At 35.8% G+C, this 16443-nt stretch carries 16 protein-coding genes; 8 read left to right on the top strand and 8 right to left on the bottom strand.

Translation table 11 applies throughout. The annotated features are described in order from the left end of the window. Position 1: 1 nt before the first annotated feature. Genes B0I22_RS09505 through lepA form a run of 5 tightly spaced genes read right to left on the bottom strand, consistent with a single transcriptional unit; the run spans position 2 to position 5177 of the window. Entirely contained in the window at positions 2-1714 is a 1713-nt protein-coding gene (locus B0I22_RS09505) for a M14 family zinc carboxypeptidase (RefSeq protein ID WP_133944423.1), read from the bottom strand. Between the two features lie 50 nt (positions 1715-1764). Continuing rightward, entirely contained in the window at positions 1765-2208 is a 444-nt protein-coding gene (locus tag B0I22_RS09510) for a DUF7689 domain-containing protein (protein WP_133944424.1), read from the bottom strand. Next, a complete protein-coding gene (locus B0I22_RS09515; RefSeq protein WP_133944425.1) occupies positions 2183-2617 on the bottom strand; it encodes a hypothetical protein in 435 nt (144 codons plus the stop codon). Before B0I22_RS09515 ends, B0I22_RS09510 begins: the two co-directional genes overlap by 26 nt. Next, a complete protein-coding gene (locus B0I22_RS09520; protein ID WP_133944426.1) occupies positions 2601-3338 on the bottom strand; it encodes a TIGR04255 family protein in 738 nt (245 codons plus the stop codon). The genes B0I22_RS09515 and B0I22_RS09520 overlap by 17 nt, the downstream gene beginning before the upstream one ends. 42 nt (positions 3339-3380) lie before the next feature. Beyond that, the gene (gene lepA / locus B0I22_RS09525) at positions 3381-5177 is read right to left on the bottom strand and encodes a translation elongation factor 4 (RefSeq protein ID WP_133944427.1); all 1797 of its coding nucleotides are present in this window, start codon (positions 5175-5177) and stop codon (positions 3381-3383) included. A 228-nt stretch (positions 5178-5405) separates the two neighbouring features. On the opposite strand from lepA, the gene B0I22_RS09530 reads away from it, so the two are divergent. The 8 genes from B0I22_RS09530 (at position 5406) to B0I22_RS09565 (ending at position 13053) form a co-directional block, all read left to right on the top strand. Continuing rightward, positions 5406-6398 (top strand): outer membrane protein assembly factor BamD, encoded by a 993-nt coding sequence (locus tag B0I22_RS09530; RefSeq protein ID WP_133944428.1) that lies wholly within the window; start codon positions 5406-5408, stop codon positions 6396-6398. 33 nt (positions 6399-6431) lie between these two features. Next, positions 6432-6755: a DNA-directed RNA polymerase subunit omega gene (locus B0I22_RS09535; RefSeq protein WP_133944429.1), complete on the top strand. Its 324-nt coding sequence runs from the start codon at positions 6432-6434 to the stop codon at positions 6753-6755. A gap of 109 nt (positions 6756-6864) precedes the next feature. After that, the gene (gene coaBC, locus B0I22_RS09540) at positions 6865-8058 is read left to right on the top strand and encodes a bifunctional phosphopantothenoylcysteine decarboxylase/phosphopantothenate--cysteine ligase CoaBC (protein ID WP_133944430.1); all 1194 of its coding nucleotides are present in this window, start codon (positions 6865-6867) and stop codon (positions 8056-8058) included. 81 nt (positions 8059-8139) lie between these two features. Next, positions 8140-9045, top strand: a complete 906-nt coding sequence (gene porD, locus B0I22_RS09545; RefSeq protein ID WP_133944431.1) for a type IX secretion system protein PorD — start codon at positions 8140-8142, stop codon at positions 9043-9045. A gap of 123 nt (positions 9046-9168) precedes the next feature. After that, positions 9169-10707: a hypothetical protein gene (locus B0I22_RS09550; protein WP_133944432.1), complete on the top strand. Its 1539-nt coding sequence runs from the start codon at positions 9169-9171 to the stop codon at positions 10705-10707. A 101-nt stretch (positions 10708-10808) separates the two neighbouring features. Beyond that, complete coding sequence (locus tag B0I22_RS09555; RefSeq protein ID WP_133944433.1) at positions 10809-12458, top strand: DNA repair protein RecN; 1650 nt, start codon at positions 10809-10811, stop codon at positions 12456-12458. Positions 12459-12547: 89 nt separating this feature from the next. Then, positions 12548-12769, top strand: a complete 222-nt coding sequence (locus tag B0I22_RS09560; protein WP_133944434.1) for a hypothetical protein — start codon at positions 12548-12550, stop codon at positions 12767-12769. A gap of 2 nt (positions 12770-12771) precedes the next feature. Next, positions 12772-13053: a type II toxin-antitoxin system RelE/ParE family toxin gene (locus B0I22_RS09565; RefSeq protein WP_133944435.1), complete on the top strand. Its 282-nt coding sequence runs from the start codon at positions 12772-12774 to the stop codon at positions 13051-13053. Between the two features lies 1 nt (position 13054). On the opposite strand, the gene B0I22_RS09570 is transcribed toward B0I22_RS09565, so the two are convergent. The 3 genes from B0I22_RS09570 to B0I22_RS09580 form a co-directional block, all read right to left on the bottom strand. Next, a complete protein-coding gene (locus tag B0I22_RS09570; protein ID WP_133944436.1) occupies positions 13055-14572 on the bottom strand; it encodes a GH3 auxin-responsive promoter family protein in 1518 nt (505 codons plus the stop codon). Between the two features lie 104 nt (positions 14573-14676). Next, positions 14677-15315: a 50S ribosomal protein L25/general stress protein Ctc gene (locus tag B0I22_RS09575; protein ID WP_133944437.1), complete on the bottom strand. Its 639-nt coding sequence runs from the start codon at positions 15313-15315 to the stop codon at positions 14677-14679. Positions 15316-15359: 44 nt separating this feature from the next. Beyond that, entirely contained in the window at positions 15360-16298 is a 939-nt protein-coding gene (locus B0I22_RS09580) for a ribose-phosphate pyrophosphokinase (protein WP_133944438.1), read from the bottom strand. Positions 16299-16443: the final 145 nt, after the last annotated feature.

A 16443-nucleotide genomic window follows, 5' to 3' on the forward strand; every position in this document is an offset into this window, starting at 1 on the left:
TTTAATTAATTCTAAAAATAGGATAAAGCCGATGCGTTTTCTCGTAATATTCCGAATGTTTGTAAACCCAATCCAATTGCGCTTGTCCGTCTTCTGCAAACTTTGGATTAGTGGATTTTTCCATTTCGAAAGCGGTTTTCAAAGCTTTGTTGTCTTTCAGAAGTTTACTCGCCGTATCTTCGAAAACGTAAGGAGAATAATATTCTTTCTGCCCCAGCATCGCATCAAAGAAATTCCAGTTGAAGTAAGAATCCACCGCTTCCGGTTCCAAGGTTTCCAAGAGAAATTTCACGCCGTCTTGATTGAGTGGAACGATGAAATCGCCCGCTCTGAATTTGGTTTTTCCAGATTCTTTGGTCAAAAAAGTATCGTAATGTAAGTAATGACCTTCGTAAGGATTGGGAACGGTTTTGAAATCTTTGATTCGATATTGTTCAACTGTAATTGTAGAATCTTGTTTTATCGGTGTCATTTTGATTTGGTTGAGTTTCAGCAAATCAATGATTTTCCATTCGGATTGTGGAATGATGTAATATTTCGGAATCGTAATTTCTTTTGCCGGAACGTAAGTATTGTAGAACTTGACAGGCTTTGAAAATTTAGAATTTCTGTCGTACCAAAGTCTCGTTTTTCCAGAAATATCACTTGGTTTGTATTTCGCTTTAAAACCTTTGAAATCAATGTTTTCATATTTCGTAGAATCGAGTTTCCAAACCAAAGCATATCGGTTTCCGACTTTGTATTGTTTCAGATTTTCGGCTCTTTTTTGCTGAATGGTTTTGTAATTTTCATCGATATAATTCAGATTGTCAACCATATAATCGTAAGTCACTTTCACACGGTCTTTGTAAGGTTTCAGCATATGCGTTTCCACAACCGTCCCGATGGCATTGAACAAAGTCGTGTAACCTGTCGCATATCTCGGTGAATCCACAAAAGCAGGAAAACCGCCATCCGGAACATCGCCGTGAATATTGACATAAGGAACGGAAATCACACCTTTTTTCTCCATATTTTTCAGAAGCGTTCTCTGCATTTCGTCATTGAAATAATTCCCGAGGACATTTCCCAATCGTTCTTTGTTCGTCGAAATATAAGTGAAAGTATATTGATAATCCGCGCCGTTGCTCACGTGATTATCAATAAAAACATCCGGTTTCAGCCATTGAAAAATCTGTTGAAAACTTCTGGAATTTTTTGAATCTGTTTTGATGAAATCTCTGTTCAAATCATAATTTCGAGCATTGCCACGAAAACCATATTCTTCAGGACCATTTTGATTGGCTCTGGAAAAACTTTCTCGGTTCATCATACCGCTGATGTTGTAACTGGCGATTGCTATAAAAATTACATTTTTTGGTGCTTTAATTTTTCCTGTTGCTAGGTCTCTCATCAACATCATCGTCGCATCAATTCCGTCTGGTTCACCTGGATGAATTCCATTATTGACAAACAAAACTGATTTACCTTTTCTGGCTTCTTCGAAACTTTTTCCTGATGGATTGAAAATCACAACATCTATTGGTGCGCCGTTGTCGTCTTCTCCTTTAGTGTCATAACTGATTGATGGATATTGTTTCGCCAATTCCTGATAGAATTTTCGCATCTCATCAAAAGTCGTGGTTTGATTGCCATTACCTTTTTCGTAAGGTGTTTGGATTTGAGAATATCCGAAAACAGAAATGAGGATGAAGAGGATGGAGAGGTTTTTCATTTATAGATTTTAAAAATTAAATCAATAAAAACGTATCAATTGACACGTTTTTATGATTTTCTATCTCTTTTCATAAATATCCTTGCATTTCCATAAACTCCATCTTCAAGAGCGAACAGAGAATGTGAAACATCGTTATGTGGACCTAATTTGCTCGACCAAAAATTATTATCTATTTGTTTAGCCGCGTGTGTCGGTTCTTCATTTGAATTTAAATAAATTACAACTTTTTCTTTTCCTTCTTCAAAACTTTCATCAAAACATACCTCATATCCTATTAATTCATATAATTTAATAAAAGCTTCCTTTGTGCATTCTCTAGGAATTTCTTTTGGCCAAAAATAAAGACCTTCTGAGTCTGGCCAAAACCAAAGATTAGAACAACCAAATGCCCACGCTATACAATTATAATCATTTGTTATAGGACTTGTTATTATTAGTGGCTCTATTTTTGTATTTGGAAAATGTTCAGGAATTGACAATTGGTTTTTCATTAAGATAGTATTTTTCAGACCATTCTAACCAGTCACTTTTCATCCCTTCATATCTGCCAATATTTTCAGTTTTAATTGGATTAAAACCTGTTATTTTTTTTAGGGCAAAAAACCAAAAACCTCCATTTCTTTTTAAATCCTTAATAATCCAAGGCAAGGCTTCTGCTCCATAATCAATTATTTTAACATAATTAGAATTAGAAAAAATTTTATCAGAACTCGATTCAAAAATGGTTTCTTGTTTCCATTTTTCTTTCAACTCTAGAAACTCACTATACTCTTCGTTTCTTTTCTTTTGCTTAACAAAAAGACTGTTTCCTTCATACAGTTTCTTTGCATTCGAAAATGAACAAGAAATATTCTTTCCAGACTCACTTAATGGTATATTATATTCAAATTCTGTTTTCATTTGTAAAAAGTTTTCTTAAATTATCTGTAATGAAATCTTCAAAAATTAGATTTTTTAATCTTCTCATATAATTGAAATCCTCTTCAAAGTCTATTTTTCCCTTAATTTCTTTTTGTATATTTATATCCAATATAAATGGAAGTATATACTTTTCTTTTTGTTTTAATGTTGTTTCTGTTATTACAGCGACAAATTCATTTTCGCACGGCACTTCAATCTGCATAAAAAAATGCGAGTAATTTTGGGGTAAACATTTAGGAATTGGCGGAATATTTACGATATAATCTTCAAAATTTTTAATCGGTAAAGGTATTTTAATCTCATTTATATATCTCAAGGAAATATTATCAATTTTAATACCTTTAAATATTTCTTGATATTTTTTCCAAAAAATTTTTGAAATATCAAAAAATTCTTTCCAATTAGTATACGGACTTAAAAAATTAATTGTAAAACCATTTTTTCTAAACTGAACCTTGATATTTTCCCTAGAAAACATATAACCTATCAAAACCTCTTCAGAAGTTATCAGTTCTGGTGTCTTTCGTGACTTAATATTAATTTGTCCACCGAAATTCAATATTTTCTTTACGTCCAAAAAATCTTTTGGCAAACTTTTCAAAATTTCATCCTCTAAATCTTCCAAATTAATATCCATCTCTATAATAGAAATATCAATAATAGCTTCTTTTATTGGTGCTTTTGAATATATAAAATCCATAGCTTGTTATATCTTATCAAATATATAATTTTTTTTCGTGCTTTAATCATTTAATTTCAAAACAGCCATAAACGCTGATTGAGGAACCTCTACTCTACCAATTTGCTTCATCTTTTTCTTACCTTCTTTTTGCTTCTCAAGAAGTTTACGTTTTCTTGAAATATCACCACCGTAACATTTTGCGGTAACGTCTTTTCTCAAAGCTTTGATGGTTTCCCTGGCGATAACTTTCGCTCCCAAAGCAGCCTGAACAGCAATATCAAACTGTTGTCTCGGAATAAGTTCACGCAATTTCTCGCACATTCTTTTTCCGATGTAAAATGCATTGCTATCGTGAATCAATGAGGATAAAGCATCCACCATATCGCCATTAATCAAAATATCCATCTTCACCAATTTCGATGCACGCATCCCAATCGGAGAATAATCGAACGAAGCGTAACCTTTAGAAATAGACTTCAGCCTGTCATAAAAATCGAAAACAACTTCAGCCAATGGCATATTGAAAGTCAATTCTACTCTGTCTGCTGTCAAATAACTTTGATTAACTATTTCGCCTCTTTTCTCAATACAAAGCGTCATAACCGGACCTACGAAATCTGATTTTGTGATGATAGAAGCCTTGATGAAAGGTTCTTCCACTCTGTCCATACTCATCGGATCCATCATTTCTGAAGGATTATTGATCAAAATCGGAGTTTCCGGATCTTTTTTGGAATAGCCGTGGTACGAAACGTTGGGAACTGTCGTGATGACATTCATATTGAACTCTCTGTCCAAACGTTCCTGAACGATTTCCATATGCAACATTCCCAAGAATCCGCATCGGAAACCGAAACCAAGCGCCGCAGAACTTTCTGGCTCGAAAACCAAAGAAGCGTCATTAAGTCTTAATTTTTCTAATGAGAATCTTAATTCCTCAAAATCCTCAGATTCTATTGGATAAATCCCGGCAAAAACCATTGGCTTCACTTCTTCGAAACCATCAATTGGTCCATCCGCTGGATTCACGAAAGAAGTAATGGTATCACCAACTTTTACTTCGCGAGCGTCTTTAATTCCGGAAATAATATAACCTACATCGCCACATTCGATGGTTTTCTTTGGAACTTGTTTTAGTTTCAAAGTTCCTACTTCGTCTGCACCATATTCCTTTCCAGTTGCAAAGAATTTAATTTTTTCATTTTTGGAAATACTTCCATTTACGATTTTGAAATATGCTTCAATTCCTCGGAAAGGATTGTAAACAGAATCGAAAATCAAAGCTTGAAGCGGTGCTTTTGGATCTCCAACCGGAGCTGGAACTCTTGCCACAATCTGCTCAAGCAATTCGTGAACACCTTCGCCTGTTTTCCCAGAAACTCTAAGAACATCTTCGTATTTGCAACCCAAAAGTCCCATAATCTCGTCGGTTACTTCTTCTGGATTGGCAGATGGAAGATCTATTTTATTAAGGATTGGAATAATTTCCAAATCGTTTTCTAAAGCTAAATATAGATTACTGATTGTTTGCGCCTGAATACTTTGCGCCGCATCAACAATCAACAGAGCACCTTCGCAAGCTGCGATAGAACGGGAAACCTCATAAGAAAAATCCACGTGTCCCGGTGTATCAATAAGATTTAGGACATATTTTTCACCATTCAGTTCATAATCCATTTGGATGGCGTGAGACTTGATGGTGATACCACGTTCTTTTTCCAAGTCCATATCATCCAAAGTTTGCGACTGCAATTCCCTTTGTGTAACGGTATTGGTATATTCTAAAAGACGATCTGCCAATGTACTTTTACCGTGATCGATATGCGCAATAATGCAGAAATTCCTGATGTTTTTCATTTAAAATTCTTGTAATTTGCAAAAATACACTATTTATTGAGATGTTAGAAGTTAGACATCAGATATTAGAGTATTTTATTTAATAGAAAACCTTAATCTTATTTGCTCTGACTTATAATTTCCGACATTTTAAACGTTAATCTTTCATAAAAAAAAAGTTTTGGGAAAAAAAGTTTTATTTTTGCAAATTAATTAGAACCAAGTGACAGAATTATTCTGGCTGGAATTATGAAGAAATATATTAGTTTATTGGTGTTGTCTGTGATTTTGATGTCTTGCAAAACGGAAATGGATCAGGCGATGAAAAGTGCGGACAAAGATTTTATCTTGAAGGTTGCCAACGAAAAATTTACAAAGAAAAAATGGGCAGATGCCCTTGCTTTATACGATAGATTACCCAATCTTGTAGCAGGAACAGATGACGCTCCAAACGTAGTTTTCAACTCGGCTTATGCCAATTATTATGATAAAAATTACAGATTGGCAGCCAACCAATTCAAGAATTTTGTAATCAGTTTCCCTCAGGATCCTAGAAAAGAAGAAGCGGCTTATCTTTCTGCACTTTGTTATTACGAAGGATCTTTGCAGTATAACTTAGATCAAAGCAATACAGAATCTGCCATCACAGAATTGCAGAATTTCCTTAATGAATATCCTGATTCTGAGCGTTCCAAAAACATCACACAATTGGTAGATGAGTTGACTTACAAGCTGGAATTCAAAGCATTCGAAAATGCGAAACAATATTTCAGAATGGGCGAGTTCAAAGCCGCTGCTGTAACTTTCGAAAACGTTTTGGAAGATTTCCCAGCAACTAAGCTTAGACCAAAAATCTACGACATCATTTTGAAATCCAAATATGAATTAGCTGTTAACTCAATCTATGATTTGAAAAAAGAAAGATTGGATGCTGCAGCTTCGTATGCAAAAAGAGTTTCTGCAGAACTTCCAAATTCTGAATATTCCAAAACTGCTGATGATCTTTACACAAAACTTGAAGACGAAAAAGTGAAATTTGCCCAACTTCAAGTGGAAGTAGAAAAGAGAAAAGCAGAATACGAGGCTAAAGTGAAAAATGCTGAAGCTAAGGAAAATGAGAAAAAAGAACTGGAGCAGGAAAAGAATCAGGCGAAACTAGAAAACGTCGCAGAACAGACCAGAAGAGACAGTGCGAAGATCAATTCGCCAGAACCACAAGCCACTTTCAAGTTTAAAAGATAATTTGTATATTTGCAACCCTAAACAATTCGCCCAATGAGCCTTAAAGATACAAAAGCAGAAGTAAGCACAATCACTTACGACAAAGATAAAATCGAAGCAAAAGTAGCCAGCATCTACGAAGCTATCGTAATTATGGGTAAAAGAGCTGAACAAATCAATGGAGAAATCCGTTCGGAACTTCACGGTAAATTAGATGAATTTGCTGTTCACAACTCTACTTTGGAGGAAGTTTTTGAAAACAGAGAACAAATCGAAATCTCTAAGCATTACGAAAAAATGCCAAAACCAACTTCTATCGCAATCAGAGAATGGTTAGATGACGAAATCTACCATAGAAAAACTGAAGAAAAAAACTAATCTTAACTGATTATAAAATATAAAACCGTCTTGCTAAAGAATTCCTTTGCGAGACGGTTTTTTTGTTAATAAAATTATTAATACTTTCGTTAATAAAAATCAAAGCAAAATGAGCTTGCAAGGCAAAAAAATCATCCTTGGAATTACCGGCGGCATCGCAGCCTACAAAATGAATTACCTCGTTCGTGATCTCATAAAATCTGGCGCTGAAGTGAAAATCGTGTTGACAAAATCTGCAGAAGATTTCGTCTCGCCTTTGACGCTTTCCACACTTTCCAAGAACAAAGTTTATACTGATTTTTACGACGAAAACAAAAGTTGGAACAACCACGTTGAGCTGGCACTTTGGGCAGATTTGATGTTGATTGCACCTTGCACAGCCAACACTTTGGCAAAGATCACAAACGGACTTTGCGACAATTTTTTGATGGCAGTTTATATGTCTGCAAAATGCCCTGTCATCATTGCGCCTGCAATGGATTTGGATATGTATGCGCATCCAACTGTTTTGAAAAATTTGACGACTGCTGAGAGTTTTGGGCACAAAATCATTCCTGCAGAATTTGGAGAATTGGCGAGCGGACTTGTTGGACAAGGCAGATTGGCGGAACCTTCAACTATTTTACCGGTTTTAGAAAATCAATTTACTGAAGTTGATAATCAATTTGCTGGTAAAAAATTCTTAATCACCGCGGGACCAACTTATGAAAATATTGATCCAGTAAGATTCATCGGAAACCATTCAACTGGAAAAATGGGATTTGATTTGGCGAAAGAAGCAACAAAACGTGGTGCAGAAGTCATTTTGATTTCTGGGCCTTCTTCCCAAAAAATAGATGATAAAAACATTACGCTTCACAAAGTCACTTCCGCTCAGGAAATGTTTGACGAAGTTTTCAAATATTACGAAAATATTGATGTCGCCATAATGAGCGCCGCCGTTGCAGACTACACACCGAAAGTGAAAGCAATGGAAAAAATTAAGAAAAACGAAAATGAACTCACGATAGAACTCGTCAAAAACAAGGATATTCTACGAACGATGGGCGAACAAAAAACCAATCAATTTTTGGTGGGTTTTGCCTTGGAAACTCAGAATGAGGAGGAGAATGCGAAAGGAAAACTCATCAAGAAAAATCTGGATATGATTGTCCTAAACTCGCTCCGAGACGAAGGTGCAGGATTTGCAAATGCCACCAACAAAATCAAAATCTTTACGCCAACAGAGGAGCAATCTTTTTCATTAAAATCAAAAGAAGATGTTGCCAAAGACATCCTGAATTTTATTGCTCAGAAATTGTAAGAAAAGCCCGCTTTTTTCGTTATAAATTTATCCTCGTTTTAGATTAAGATTCCTTATTTTTACAAACATTTTTACTTTCAGATGAAAAAACTACTTTATATAATTTGCGCTTTGTTTTTTGCTCAGCCTGTTTTTTCGCAGGAGCTTTTGGCAAATGTGCAGATCAATTCCCAACAGATTGCAGGAAGTAACACGCAGGTTTTCCGAACTTTAGAAAAATCTTTGCGCGACTTCATCAACAATACAAGCTGGACGGGAAAAAAACTTCAGAATTTCGAAAAAATCAAATGTAACTTCGCCATCGTAATTTCTGAACGTCCGGGAAACAACAATTTCAAAGGAAGTTTGGTGGTGCAAGCGACTCGACCAGTTTTCAATGCGCAATATGAATCGCCTTTGATGAACATCAACGACACTAGTTTTTCTTTTGAATATAATGAAAACGAAAATCTAATTTTCAACGAACGTCAATTTTCTGGCAAAAACCTCATCGATGTGATTAGTTTCTATGTTTATGTCATCTTAGGTTACGACGGCGACAGTTTCCAGCTGAAAGGCGGACAAGCGCATTTTGACAAAGCAATGAAAATTGCGCAAAACTCTCAAAATCAAAACTATGACGGTTGGAACCAAGTGGAAAGTCAAAGAAACCGCGGTGCTTTGATTTCCGGTTTACAGAATGAAAGCAACTCCACTTTGCGCACCGTTTTCTACAGCTATCATCGTTCTGGATTGGACAATCTTGCGAAACCAGACCAAGGTCCAGCGAAGAAAACCATCGCAGAATCTTTGATGCAACTCAAATTCTACGACAACAATTTCCAAATGAATTATCCTTTCAGTGTTTTCATAGAAAGTAAAAGCACGGAGATTTTCAACATTTTTGATTCTGGCAACAACGCCTCAGTCAACATCAGCGAACTGAAAACGATGCTCAGCAACTTCTCTCCGAAAGACATTGATACGAAATGGAATAAGTGGAAATAGACATTTGCAAGTTTAATTTTCCAGACAACTTTACCCATTCTTTCGTTTTCGTTTTTACGCCATTATCAATGACGTAGAATACTCATTTGCAATACATTAAAAAAACACAAATATTTAGACATTATGAAAAAAAGATTAATCGCATTATTAATGATTAGTTTTACATTTGGTTTTGCACAAAATAAAAAAAGCACAACCAAAACTACTCCTACTAAAAAAACGGCTTCATCAGCACAATCAGCAGTAAAAGAAGAGAGCTATTTGCCCGTAAAATTTTTACAAAAAAATCCCACAAAATCTATTGACCCAAAATTGTTGACAGATTTAAAATCCAGAACATTTGAATTAGCAATAAGTGACCAAATTCCCTTGGACGAAACTAACCCAGATTTTCAATATGACTATTTGACGAACAGAAGAAACCAGAAAAAAATATTGATTTCGCCTGATGGTAAGGAAGAAGAATTCCCAGAGAACATCAATTTTATCAATGTTTTTAAAGACGGTTCAAAAATAGTTTCTGACAAATGCATCGAAAAGCCAGAGGTTTTCCATTGCCCGAATGTAAGAATAGTTTCTAAAGATGGTACTATAAAATCTATCCCATCTGAGTACCGTTTTATAATCAATATGGGAATTAATTATCAAAATTTCAACGAAAAATCTTTTGTTTTCCTGTATAACTCTGCAACAGGCAATAGAAACATTATTGATGAAAAAGGGACGATGCTTTTTCCTAAAGACGCTTATAGCATCTTACCTCTTTTCCCTCCGTATGTTGCCATAGAACCAGAATATGGAAATAAAAAAATCTATAATCTGCTCGACAAAAAGTTTGTGGAATTTGAAAATCTGAAATTTGATAGAGATTTACCGACTCATAAATTATTTGTTATGACCAAATCTACAGGCAAAAAATTCGTTGTCGTGGAACCTACATCAAAGAAAATACTTTTTGAAGCAGACGGAAGCATTATGGAAATCGGTGAAAAGGAGGTTGCAAAAGACTTTTTCATAGTATTGAATGATGATAATAAAAGAGTTGTCAACCGAAAAGGCGAATTAATCTATGAAGATAAAGTGTCTAGTGTAAGGCTATTGGAAAATGGAAATATTGCAGTTACGGATAATAATTACAAGCAAAATACCTATGATGTTTCGCAGAAAAAATATTTGTATCCGCAGTTTTACAAAGAGCTGGGAAAAGTTGGCAATTTCCAATATATCAAATATGACAAATATTACGAAATCTCAAATCCTGTAACGGGAGAAACAATCTATACAGAAAACGACCGAGTACAACAGTATGGAACTCTTGGAAACCTGACTTACATCAATAGAACGCTCGAGAGCAAACCAAATGTCCATTCGGCAGGCGTTTATGATATTTATGATAAAGAAAATACGCTCATTGCAAAGGATAAAAAAGGCTTCAATAGAATGACCGATGGCAATGACAGCTATTTTACCATTCGAAATGATGATGGTAGCTACAGCATTGTAGACAAGAATGCCAAAGTTTTAATTCCTAGTATTAGAATTCCTTTTTATTACATCAGATACAACAACGCTAAAAAAATATTTGAGTTGACTAAGAAACGAGAAGGTTCTGCATACGAGTGTTATGACTTGACCGGAAATAAAATAGACTGTAAAAAATAAAAGCAAAAACCTTCTTGCTTTGGTTTAATTAGTTATTTTTGACCTACTGTTAGGACTCGTCACAACATTAATTCATAATTTAGTTATTAAAAAATAATTTCGTGCTTTCAAGAATTTTCATTCAGAATTTTGCGTTAATCGACAAACTTGAGATTGACCTCAAGCAAGGTCTTCAGGTCATCACAGGAGAAACTGGCGCAGGAAAATCTATCATTCTTGGCGCATTACGTTTGATAATGGGCGAAAGAGCCGATGTGAAATCCTTTGCAAAATCGGATGTCAAAAGCATCGTCGAAACTGAGTTCCAAATCACAGATAATTTCAAGGATTTTTTTGAAGAAAAGGATTTGGATTTTGAAACGCAAACCATCATCCGAAGAGAAATTTCATCTGGTGGAAAATCAAGAGCTTTCATCAATGATGTTCCGGTGACATTGGATGTTTTGAAGGAATTATCTTCAAGATTGATTGACATCCATTCGCAATTCGAAACGTCTGACCTTTTTACCGAGCAATTCCAGTTTGGAATCTTGGACGGATTGGCAAAAAACAAAAGCTTGTTGTCTGATTATCAGAACCATTATATTGGTTATCAAACAACTAAAAGAGAAATCGAGCAACTGAAGTCTGCACTCGCAGAAAACAATAAAGAATCCGATTACAAAAATTTCCTTCTTTCAGAATTGCAAGAAATGCAATTGGACGATTTGGATTTTGAGGAGATTCAGAATCAACTGAATACGCAGGAAAATGCAGGGCAAATCAGTGAAAATCTTTCAGAAATATTATCAAAACTAAATCAGGAAGATTTCGGAATTTTGTCTGGACTTTTCGAAGTTAAAAATAAGATTGCAAAACTTTCAGAACTTTCCTCAGAGTACCAAGACCTCAGCGAACGTTTGGAAACGACTTATCTGGAACTGAAAGACATCAATATTGAAATCGAAAATAAAGCGGAAAGTCTTGAAATGAATCCTGAGCTTTTGCAAGCTTTGTTGATGACTGTCAACCGATTGAATTCACTTTTCTTGAAACATCAAGTGAATGACATCGATGGACTTTTGGAAATCCGAGAGGAATTATCATTAAGCCAAAATTCTTTGGAAACGATTGAAAATCAAATCGAGGAAAAAGAAAAAAGTCTCAAACTGATTGAAAAAGAACTTCAAACTTTCAGTCAAAAACTATCCGAAAACAGAAAGAAATTTTCTGGAAATCTAGAAAATCAAGCCAAAGAAATCTTTTCAAAACTCGGTCTTGAAAAAGCCATTTTGAAAATCGAATTGACAGATTCACAATCTTACAATCTTCACGGAAAAAATAATATCCAAATCCTTTTTCAAGCGAATTCCGGTTTTCCATTGAAACCAATCCAAAGCGCAGTTTCCGGCGGAGAACGTTCTCGAGTAATGCTTGCCATCAAAAAAATAATGGCGGAGAATAATGACCTTCCAACATTAATCTTAGACGAAATCGACACGGGCGTTTCCGGCCGAATTGCCGAAGAAATGGGAAAACTGATGCAAGAAATGTCGCAAGATTTGCAACTCATCGTCATCACGCATCTTGCCCAAGTTGCTGCGAAAGGAAATGAAAATTACAAAGTGGTGAAATTTGATGAAAATGCAGTTACAAAAACTACGATTGTAAAACTTTCAGACGTCGAAAAACTGAACGAAATAGCACAGTTGATTTCCGGTTCCAAGATTACAGAAGCAGCGATTTCTCAGGCGAAAGAGCTCATTGGGTAGCAATTGGCTGTTGGCTTTTAGCTGATTGCTATTGGCTAACTAACTTTCAAAAGAAAAAAACAATTAACTTTGATGTAAATCTCTCTGCTATGGAAACGCTTACGTTACAATACAATCAGGCAATCAAGGAAGAACTGTTGAAAGTTTTGGAAAAATTCTCTAAAAAGGATTTGGAAATTATTGATGAGAATCCAAAGTTTGACCAAGTGAGGGAAGAGTTGCACGCAGATTATGAATATACAAAACGTCCAGATGCAGTTTTTTACAGCATTGATGAAGTGGAAAAAATGTTTGAGGATGAAAATCTTTGAATATGAAACTGGTAATCTCCAATAAATTCTACAAAAAACTTGACCGACAAGTTAAATATATTGCCAAAGATAAACCTGAAACTGCCATAAAATTCAGAAAAAGCATTCTATCCGAAATAAGAAAAATCCCTGGTAGAATGTGGTCTTACAGACAATCAGAATTCTTTGAAGATGAAAAGATCCGTGAACTGATATTCAAAGGTTATAGAATTGTTTTTGAAATTGGAGAAGAAAACATTTTGGTTTTTGGTTTTCACAAATGGGAAAACACTTTGAATCCTTAATCTAAGCTTTATTAAGTAACAATAGCGGATCGATATATTCCCGATCATTGCTCAATCTCGGGACTTTATTTTGTCCTCCCAATTTGCCACGGCTTGCCATCCATTCGTAGAAGAGATTCGGTTTTGCAGAATGAATGATTGGTGCTTTTAAAGTAATATCGTTATATCTCTTAGCCTCGTAATCGGAGTTTAGTGTTTTTAGTGTATTATCAAAAATACTTGCAAACTCCTGAATATCATTTGGCTTTTTTGTGAATTCGAAAATCCATTCGTGACAGCCTTTGCTTTGATTGGTCATAAAAACCGGTGCACCTGTGTAATCCGAGATACTGACATCCAGCTTATCACACGCTATTTTAAGAGCTGTTTCCACATTATCAATCATCAATTCTTCACCAAAAGCATTGATATAATGTTTCGTGCGTCCAGAAATTTTGATTCGATAAGGACTGATAGATGTAAACTTCACGGTATCGCCAATCAGATAACGCCACAGCCCACCGTTTGTGGTAATGACTACGGCATAATTTTTATTCAGTTCTACCTCAGAAATTGGAATTGCAGTTCGATTGCCGGCGTGAAAATCTTCCATTGGGATGAACTCATAGAAAATTCCGTAATCTAGCATCAAAAGCATCTCGTCGCTTCTTGCCTGATCTTGGATAGCGAAAAATCCCTCGGAAGCATTATAGATTTCATAATATCTAATTTCCTTACCAATGATTTCTTTATACTGATTTTTATACGGTTTAAAGCTAATTCCACCGTGGAAGAAAACTTCCAAATTGGGCCAAAGTTCGCCGATATTATTCTTTCCCGTTTCGTTTAATGTTCTTTGAAGCAAAACCATCATCCAGCTTGGAACACCTGTGAGGCTTCCTACATCTTCGTTTCTGACTTCGGAAACAATGGCTTTCATCTTGCTTTCCCACTCAGACATCAGCGAGGTTTTCTTGCAAGGTGTGTTGATAATCTCTACCCAAAAAGGAAGGTTCTCTATCAAAATTGCTGAAAGGTCTCCAAATTTGGTATTAAAATCTTGATACATCTCCGCACTTCCACCTAATCTTAGATTTTTGTGTTGAAAAAGTTCGCTTTCCGGATGGTTGTTAACGTAAATAGAGATAAGATCTTTACCCGCTTTGTAATGGCAATCTTCCAGACTCTCCGCCGTTATAGGAATATATTTGCTCTTCGCATTGGTAGTTCCGGAGGATTTAGCAAATTGCTTTATCACTCCCGGCCAAAAAACGTCTTTCTGCCCTTGTCTGGCTTTTTCGATGTACGGTTCAAAATCTTCGTAAGAAACAATGGGAACTTTCTTTTGGAAATCTTTGTAGTTGGAGATGGTACTGAAGCCGTACTTCTGTCCATACTCCGTATCTTCTGCGTAGAACATCTGGGAAAACAACAGTCCTTCCTGAGTTTCCCTTGGATATTTTTTGAAATGTTCTATCTGATCTATCCGCTGACGGATAAACCAATTGACGACAGAATTAAAAAGTGCTTTGGTTGCCATTCTTCACAAATATAATAAAATTTGAGAACGGAGAATATGAATTAACAGAAATAAAAAAGCCGCAGGAAAATCCTACGGCTTGTATGCGATATAATAAGTAATTATTACTCTGCAGAAGTTGCTTCAGCTGAAGCGTCTGCTCCACCTTCTGTTACTTCTTCATCGTCATCATCCATTGCAGCTGCAGCATTTTTGCTAGCATTTCTAGACATTTTAACAGCAACTACTACTGCATTGTCTGGGTGCATGAAAGAATATTTGTCATTTTTAAGACTTTCTACATAGAACTTGTTTCCGATCTTAAGTGGCGTAATATCCACAACGATTTCGTCTGGCAAGTTAGCTGGGATAGCTTTTACTTTTAGTTTTCTGTAAGTTTGTCTAAGAACACCACCGGCAACAACACCTTTGGAACGACCTGTCACTCTTACTGGAACTTCCATAACCACTGGCTTATCGTCAGATAATCTGTAGAAGTCTGCGTGAATGATTTTGTCTGTAATTGGGTGGAACTGAATATCTTGAAGAACTGCAGGAATTACCTGTCCGTCAACCTCAATAGATACCGTGTGTGCTTCGGGAGTATACACCAAACCTTTGAACGCTTTCTCCAATGCAGAGAAGTTCAATGGCTCGCCACCTCCGTAAACAACACAAGGAACTAATTCAGCATCACGTAAAGCTTTAGTAGACTTTTTGCCCACGCTTTCTCTTTTTGTACCTTGAATTGTAATTGATTTCATTTTGTATGAATTATTTTTAAGGGTGCAAAGATATTAATTATTTTTTAAATAATGAACTTCTCACTTATCGATTTGTGCTCGTGTACCATATTCATCACATCGGCGAATAATTCTGCACAGGAAAGCACTCGAATTTTTGAATATTTCTCTGTTTTCTGCGGAATAGAATCTGTAACAATCACTTCCAAAAGCTGAGAGTTTTCGATATTTTCATAAGCCTTTCCAGAAAGTACACCGTGAGTCGCCATTGCTCTTACAGATTTTGCACCATTCGCCATAAGGATATCGGCGGCTTTGCAAAGTGTTCCGGCAGTATCGATCATATCATCAATAAGAATCACGTTCTTATCTTTAACATCACCAATCAAGAACATCTCTTCTACAACGTTGGCTTTTTTTCTTTCTTTGTAACAGATCACAACGTCAGCGCCCAAATGTCCTGCATAATTTTTCGCTCTTTTTGCGCCACCCATATCTGGTGATGCAATCGTCAAATTATCAAGTTCCAGTGATTGGATATATTTTACAAAAATCGTGGAAGCATACAAATGATCTACCGGAATCTCAAAGAAACCTTGAATCTGATCTGCGTGCAAATCCATTGTCATAATTCTTGTAGCTCCAGCTGCAGTCAGAAGATTGGCAACCAATTTTGCTCCAATTGGCGCTCTTGGTTTGTCCTTTCTGTCTTGTCTCGCCAAGCCGTAATAAGGAATTACAACGGTGATGTTTTTGGCAGAAGCTCTTTTCGCAGCGTCTATCATTAATAACAACTCCAAAAGATTGTCCGCTGGAGGAAACGTAGATGCAATAAGGAAAACGCGTGCTCCTCTTACAGATTGTTCCAACACAGGCTCAAATTCTCCGTCGCTGAAATGCTGAATATTGATTTGCCCTAATGGTTGCCCATAAGCCTGAGCGATTTTTTCTGCCAACTCGTGGCTGGTTCTGGTAGAAAACAAATAACTTGCTTGATCTGACATTTTTACTTTTTTGCAAATTTAAAAAATAATGAAAAGTTTGAAAGCTTATTTTAAACTTTTCATAAATAGATTTTTATTTTTTCTTAAAATCGGTTTTCAATTGCCTTCCATCATTGAATTTGATAAAAATATCTGAAAACGATTT

Origin of the sequence: Epilithonimonas xixisoli (assembly GCF_004365655.1) — a bacterium.
GTDB lineage: Bacteria > Bacteroidota > Bacteroidia > Flavobacteriales > Weeksellaceae > Epilithonimonas > Epilithonimonas xixisoli.

What these genes read in the sequence shown, in the direction of transcription:
- B0I22_RS09570 (WP_133944436.1), bottom strand. Translation starts at nt 14,572, where the DNA reads ATGGCAACCAAAGCACTTTTTAATTCTGTCGTCAATTGGTTTATCCGT.
- B0I22_RS09520 (WP_133944426.1), bottom strand. Translation starts at nt 3,338, where the DNA reads ATGGATTTTATATATTCAAAAGCACCAATAAAAGAAGCTATTATTGAT.
- B0I22_RS09575 (WP_133944437.1), bottom strand. Translation starts at nt 15,315, where the DNA reads ATGAAATCAATTACAATTCAAGGTACAAAAAGAGAAAGCGTGGGCAAA.
- coaBC (WP_133944430.1), top strand. Translation starts at nt 6,865, where the DNA reads ATGAGCTTGCAAGGCAAAAAAATCATCCTTGGAATTACCGGCGGCATC.
- B0I22_RS09530 (WP_133944428.1), top strand. Translation starts at nt 5,406, where the DNA reads ATGAAGAAATATATTAGTTTATTGGTGTTGTCTGTGATTTTGATGTCT.
- B0I22_RS09560 (WP_133944434.1), top strand. Translation starts at nt 12,548, where the DNA reads ATGGAAACGCTTACGTTACAATACAATCAGGCAATCAAGGAAGAACTG.
- B0I22_RS09580 (WP_133944438.1), bottom strand. Translation starts at nt 16,298, where the DNA reads ATGTCAGATCAAGCAAGTTATTTGTTTTCTACCAGAACCAGCCACGAG.
- B0I22_RS09505 (WP_133944423.1), bottom strand. Translation starts at nt 1,714, where the DNA reads ATGAAAAACCTCTCCATCCTCTTCATCCTCATTTCTGTTTTCGGATAT.
- porD (WP_133944431.1), top strand. Translation starts at nt 8,140, where the DNA reads ATGAAAAAACTACTTTATATAATTTGCGCTTTGTTTTTTGCTCAGCCT.
- B0I22_RS09535 (WP_133944429.1), top strand. Translation starts at nt 6,432, where the DNA reads ATGAGCCTTAAAGATACAAAAGCAGAAGTAAGCACAATCACTTACGAC.
- B0I22_RS09565 (WP_133944435.1), top strand. Translation starts at nt 12,772, where the DNA reads ATGAAACTGGTAATCTCCAATAAATTCTACAAAAAACTTGACCGACAA.
- B0I22_RS09510 (WP_133944424.1), bottom strand. Translation starts at nt 2,208, where the DNA reads ATGAAAAACCAATTGTCAATTCCTGAACATTTTCCAAATACAAAAATA.
- B0I22_RS09515 (WP_133944425.1), bottom strand. Translation starts at nt 2,617, where the DNA reads ATGAAAACAGAATTTGAATATAATATACCATTAAGTGAGTCTGGAAAG.
- lepA (WP_133944427.1), bottom strand. Translation starts at nt 5,177, where the DNA reads ATGAAAAACATCAGGAATTTCTGCATTATTGCGCATATCGATCACGGT.
- B0I22_RS09550 (WP_133944432.1), top strand. Translation starts at nt 9,169, where the DNA reads ATGAAAAAAAGATTAATCGCATTATTAATGATTAGTTTTACATTTGGT.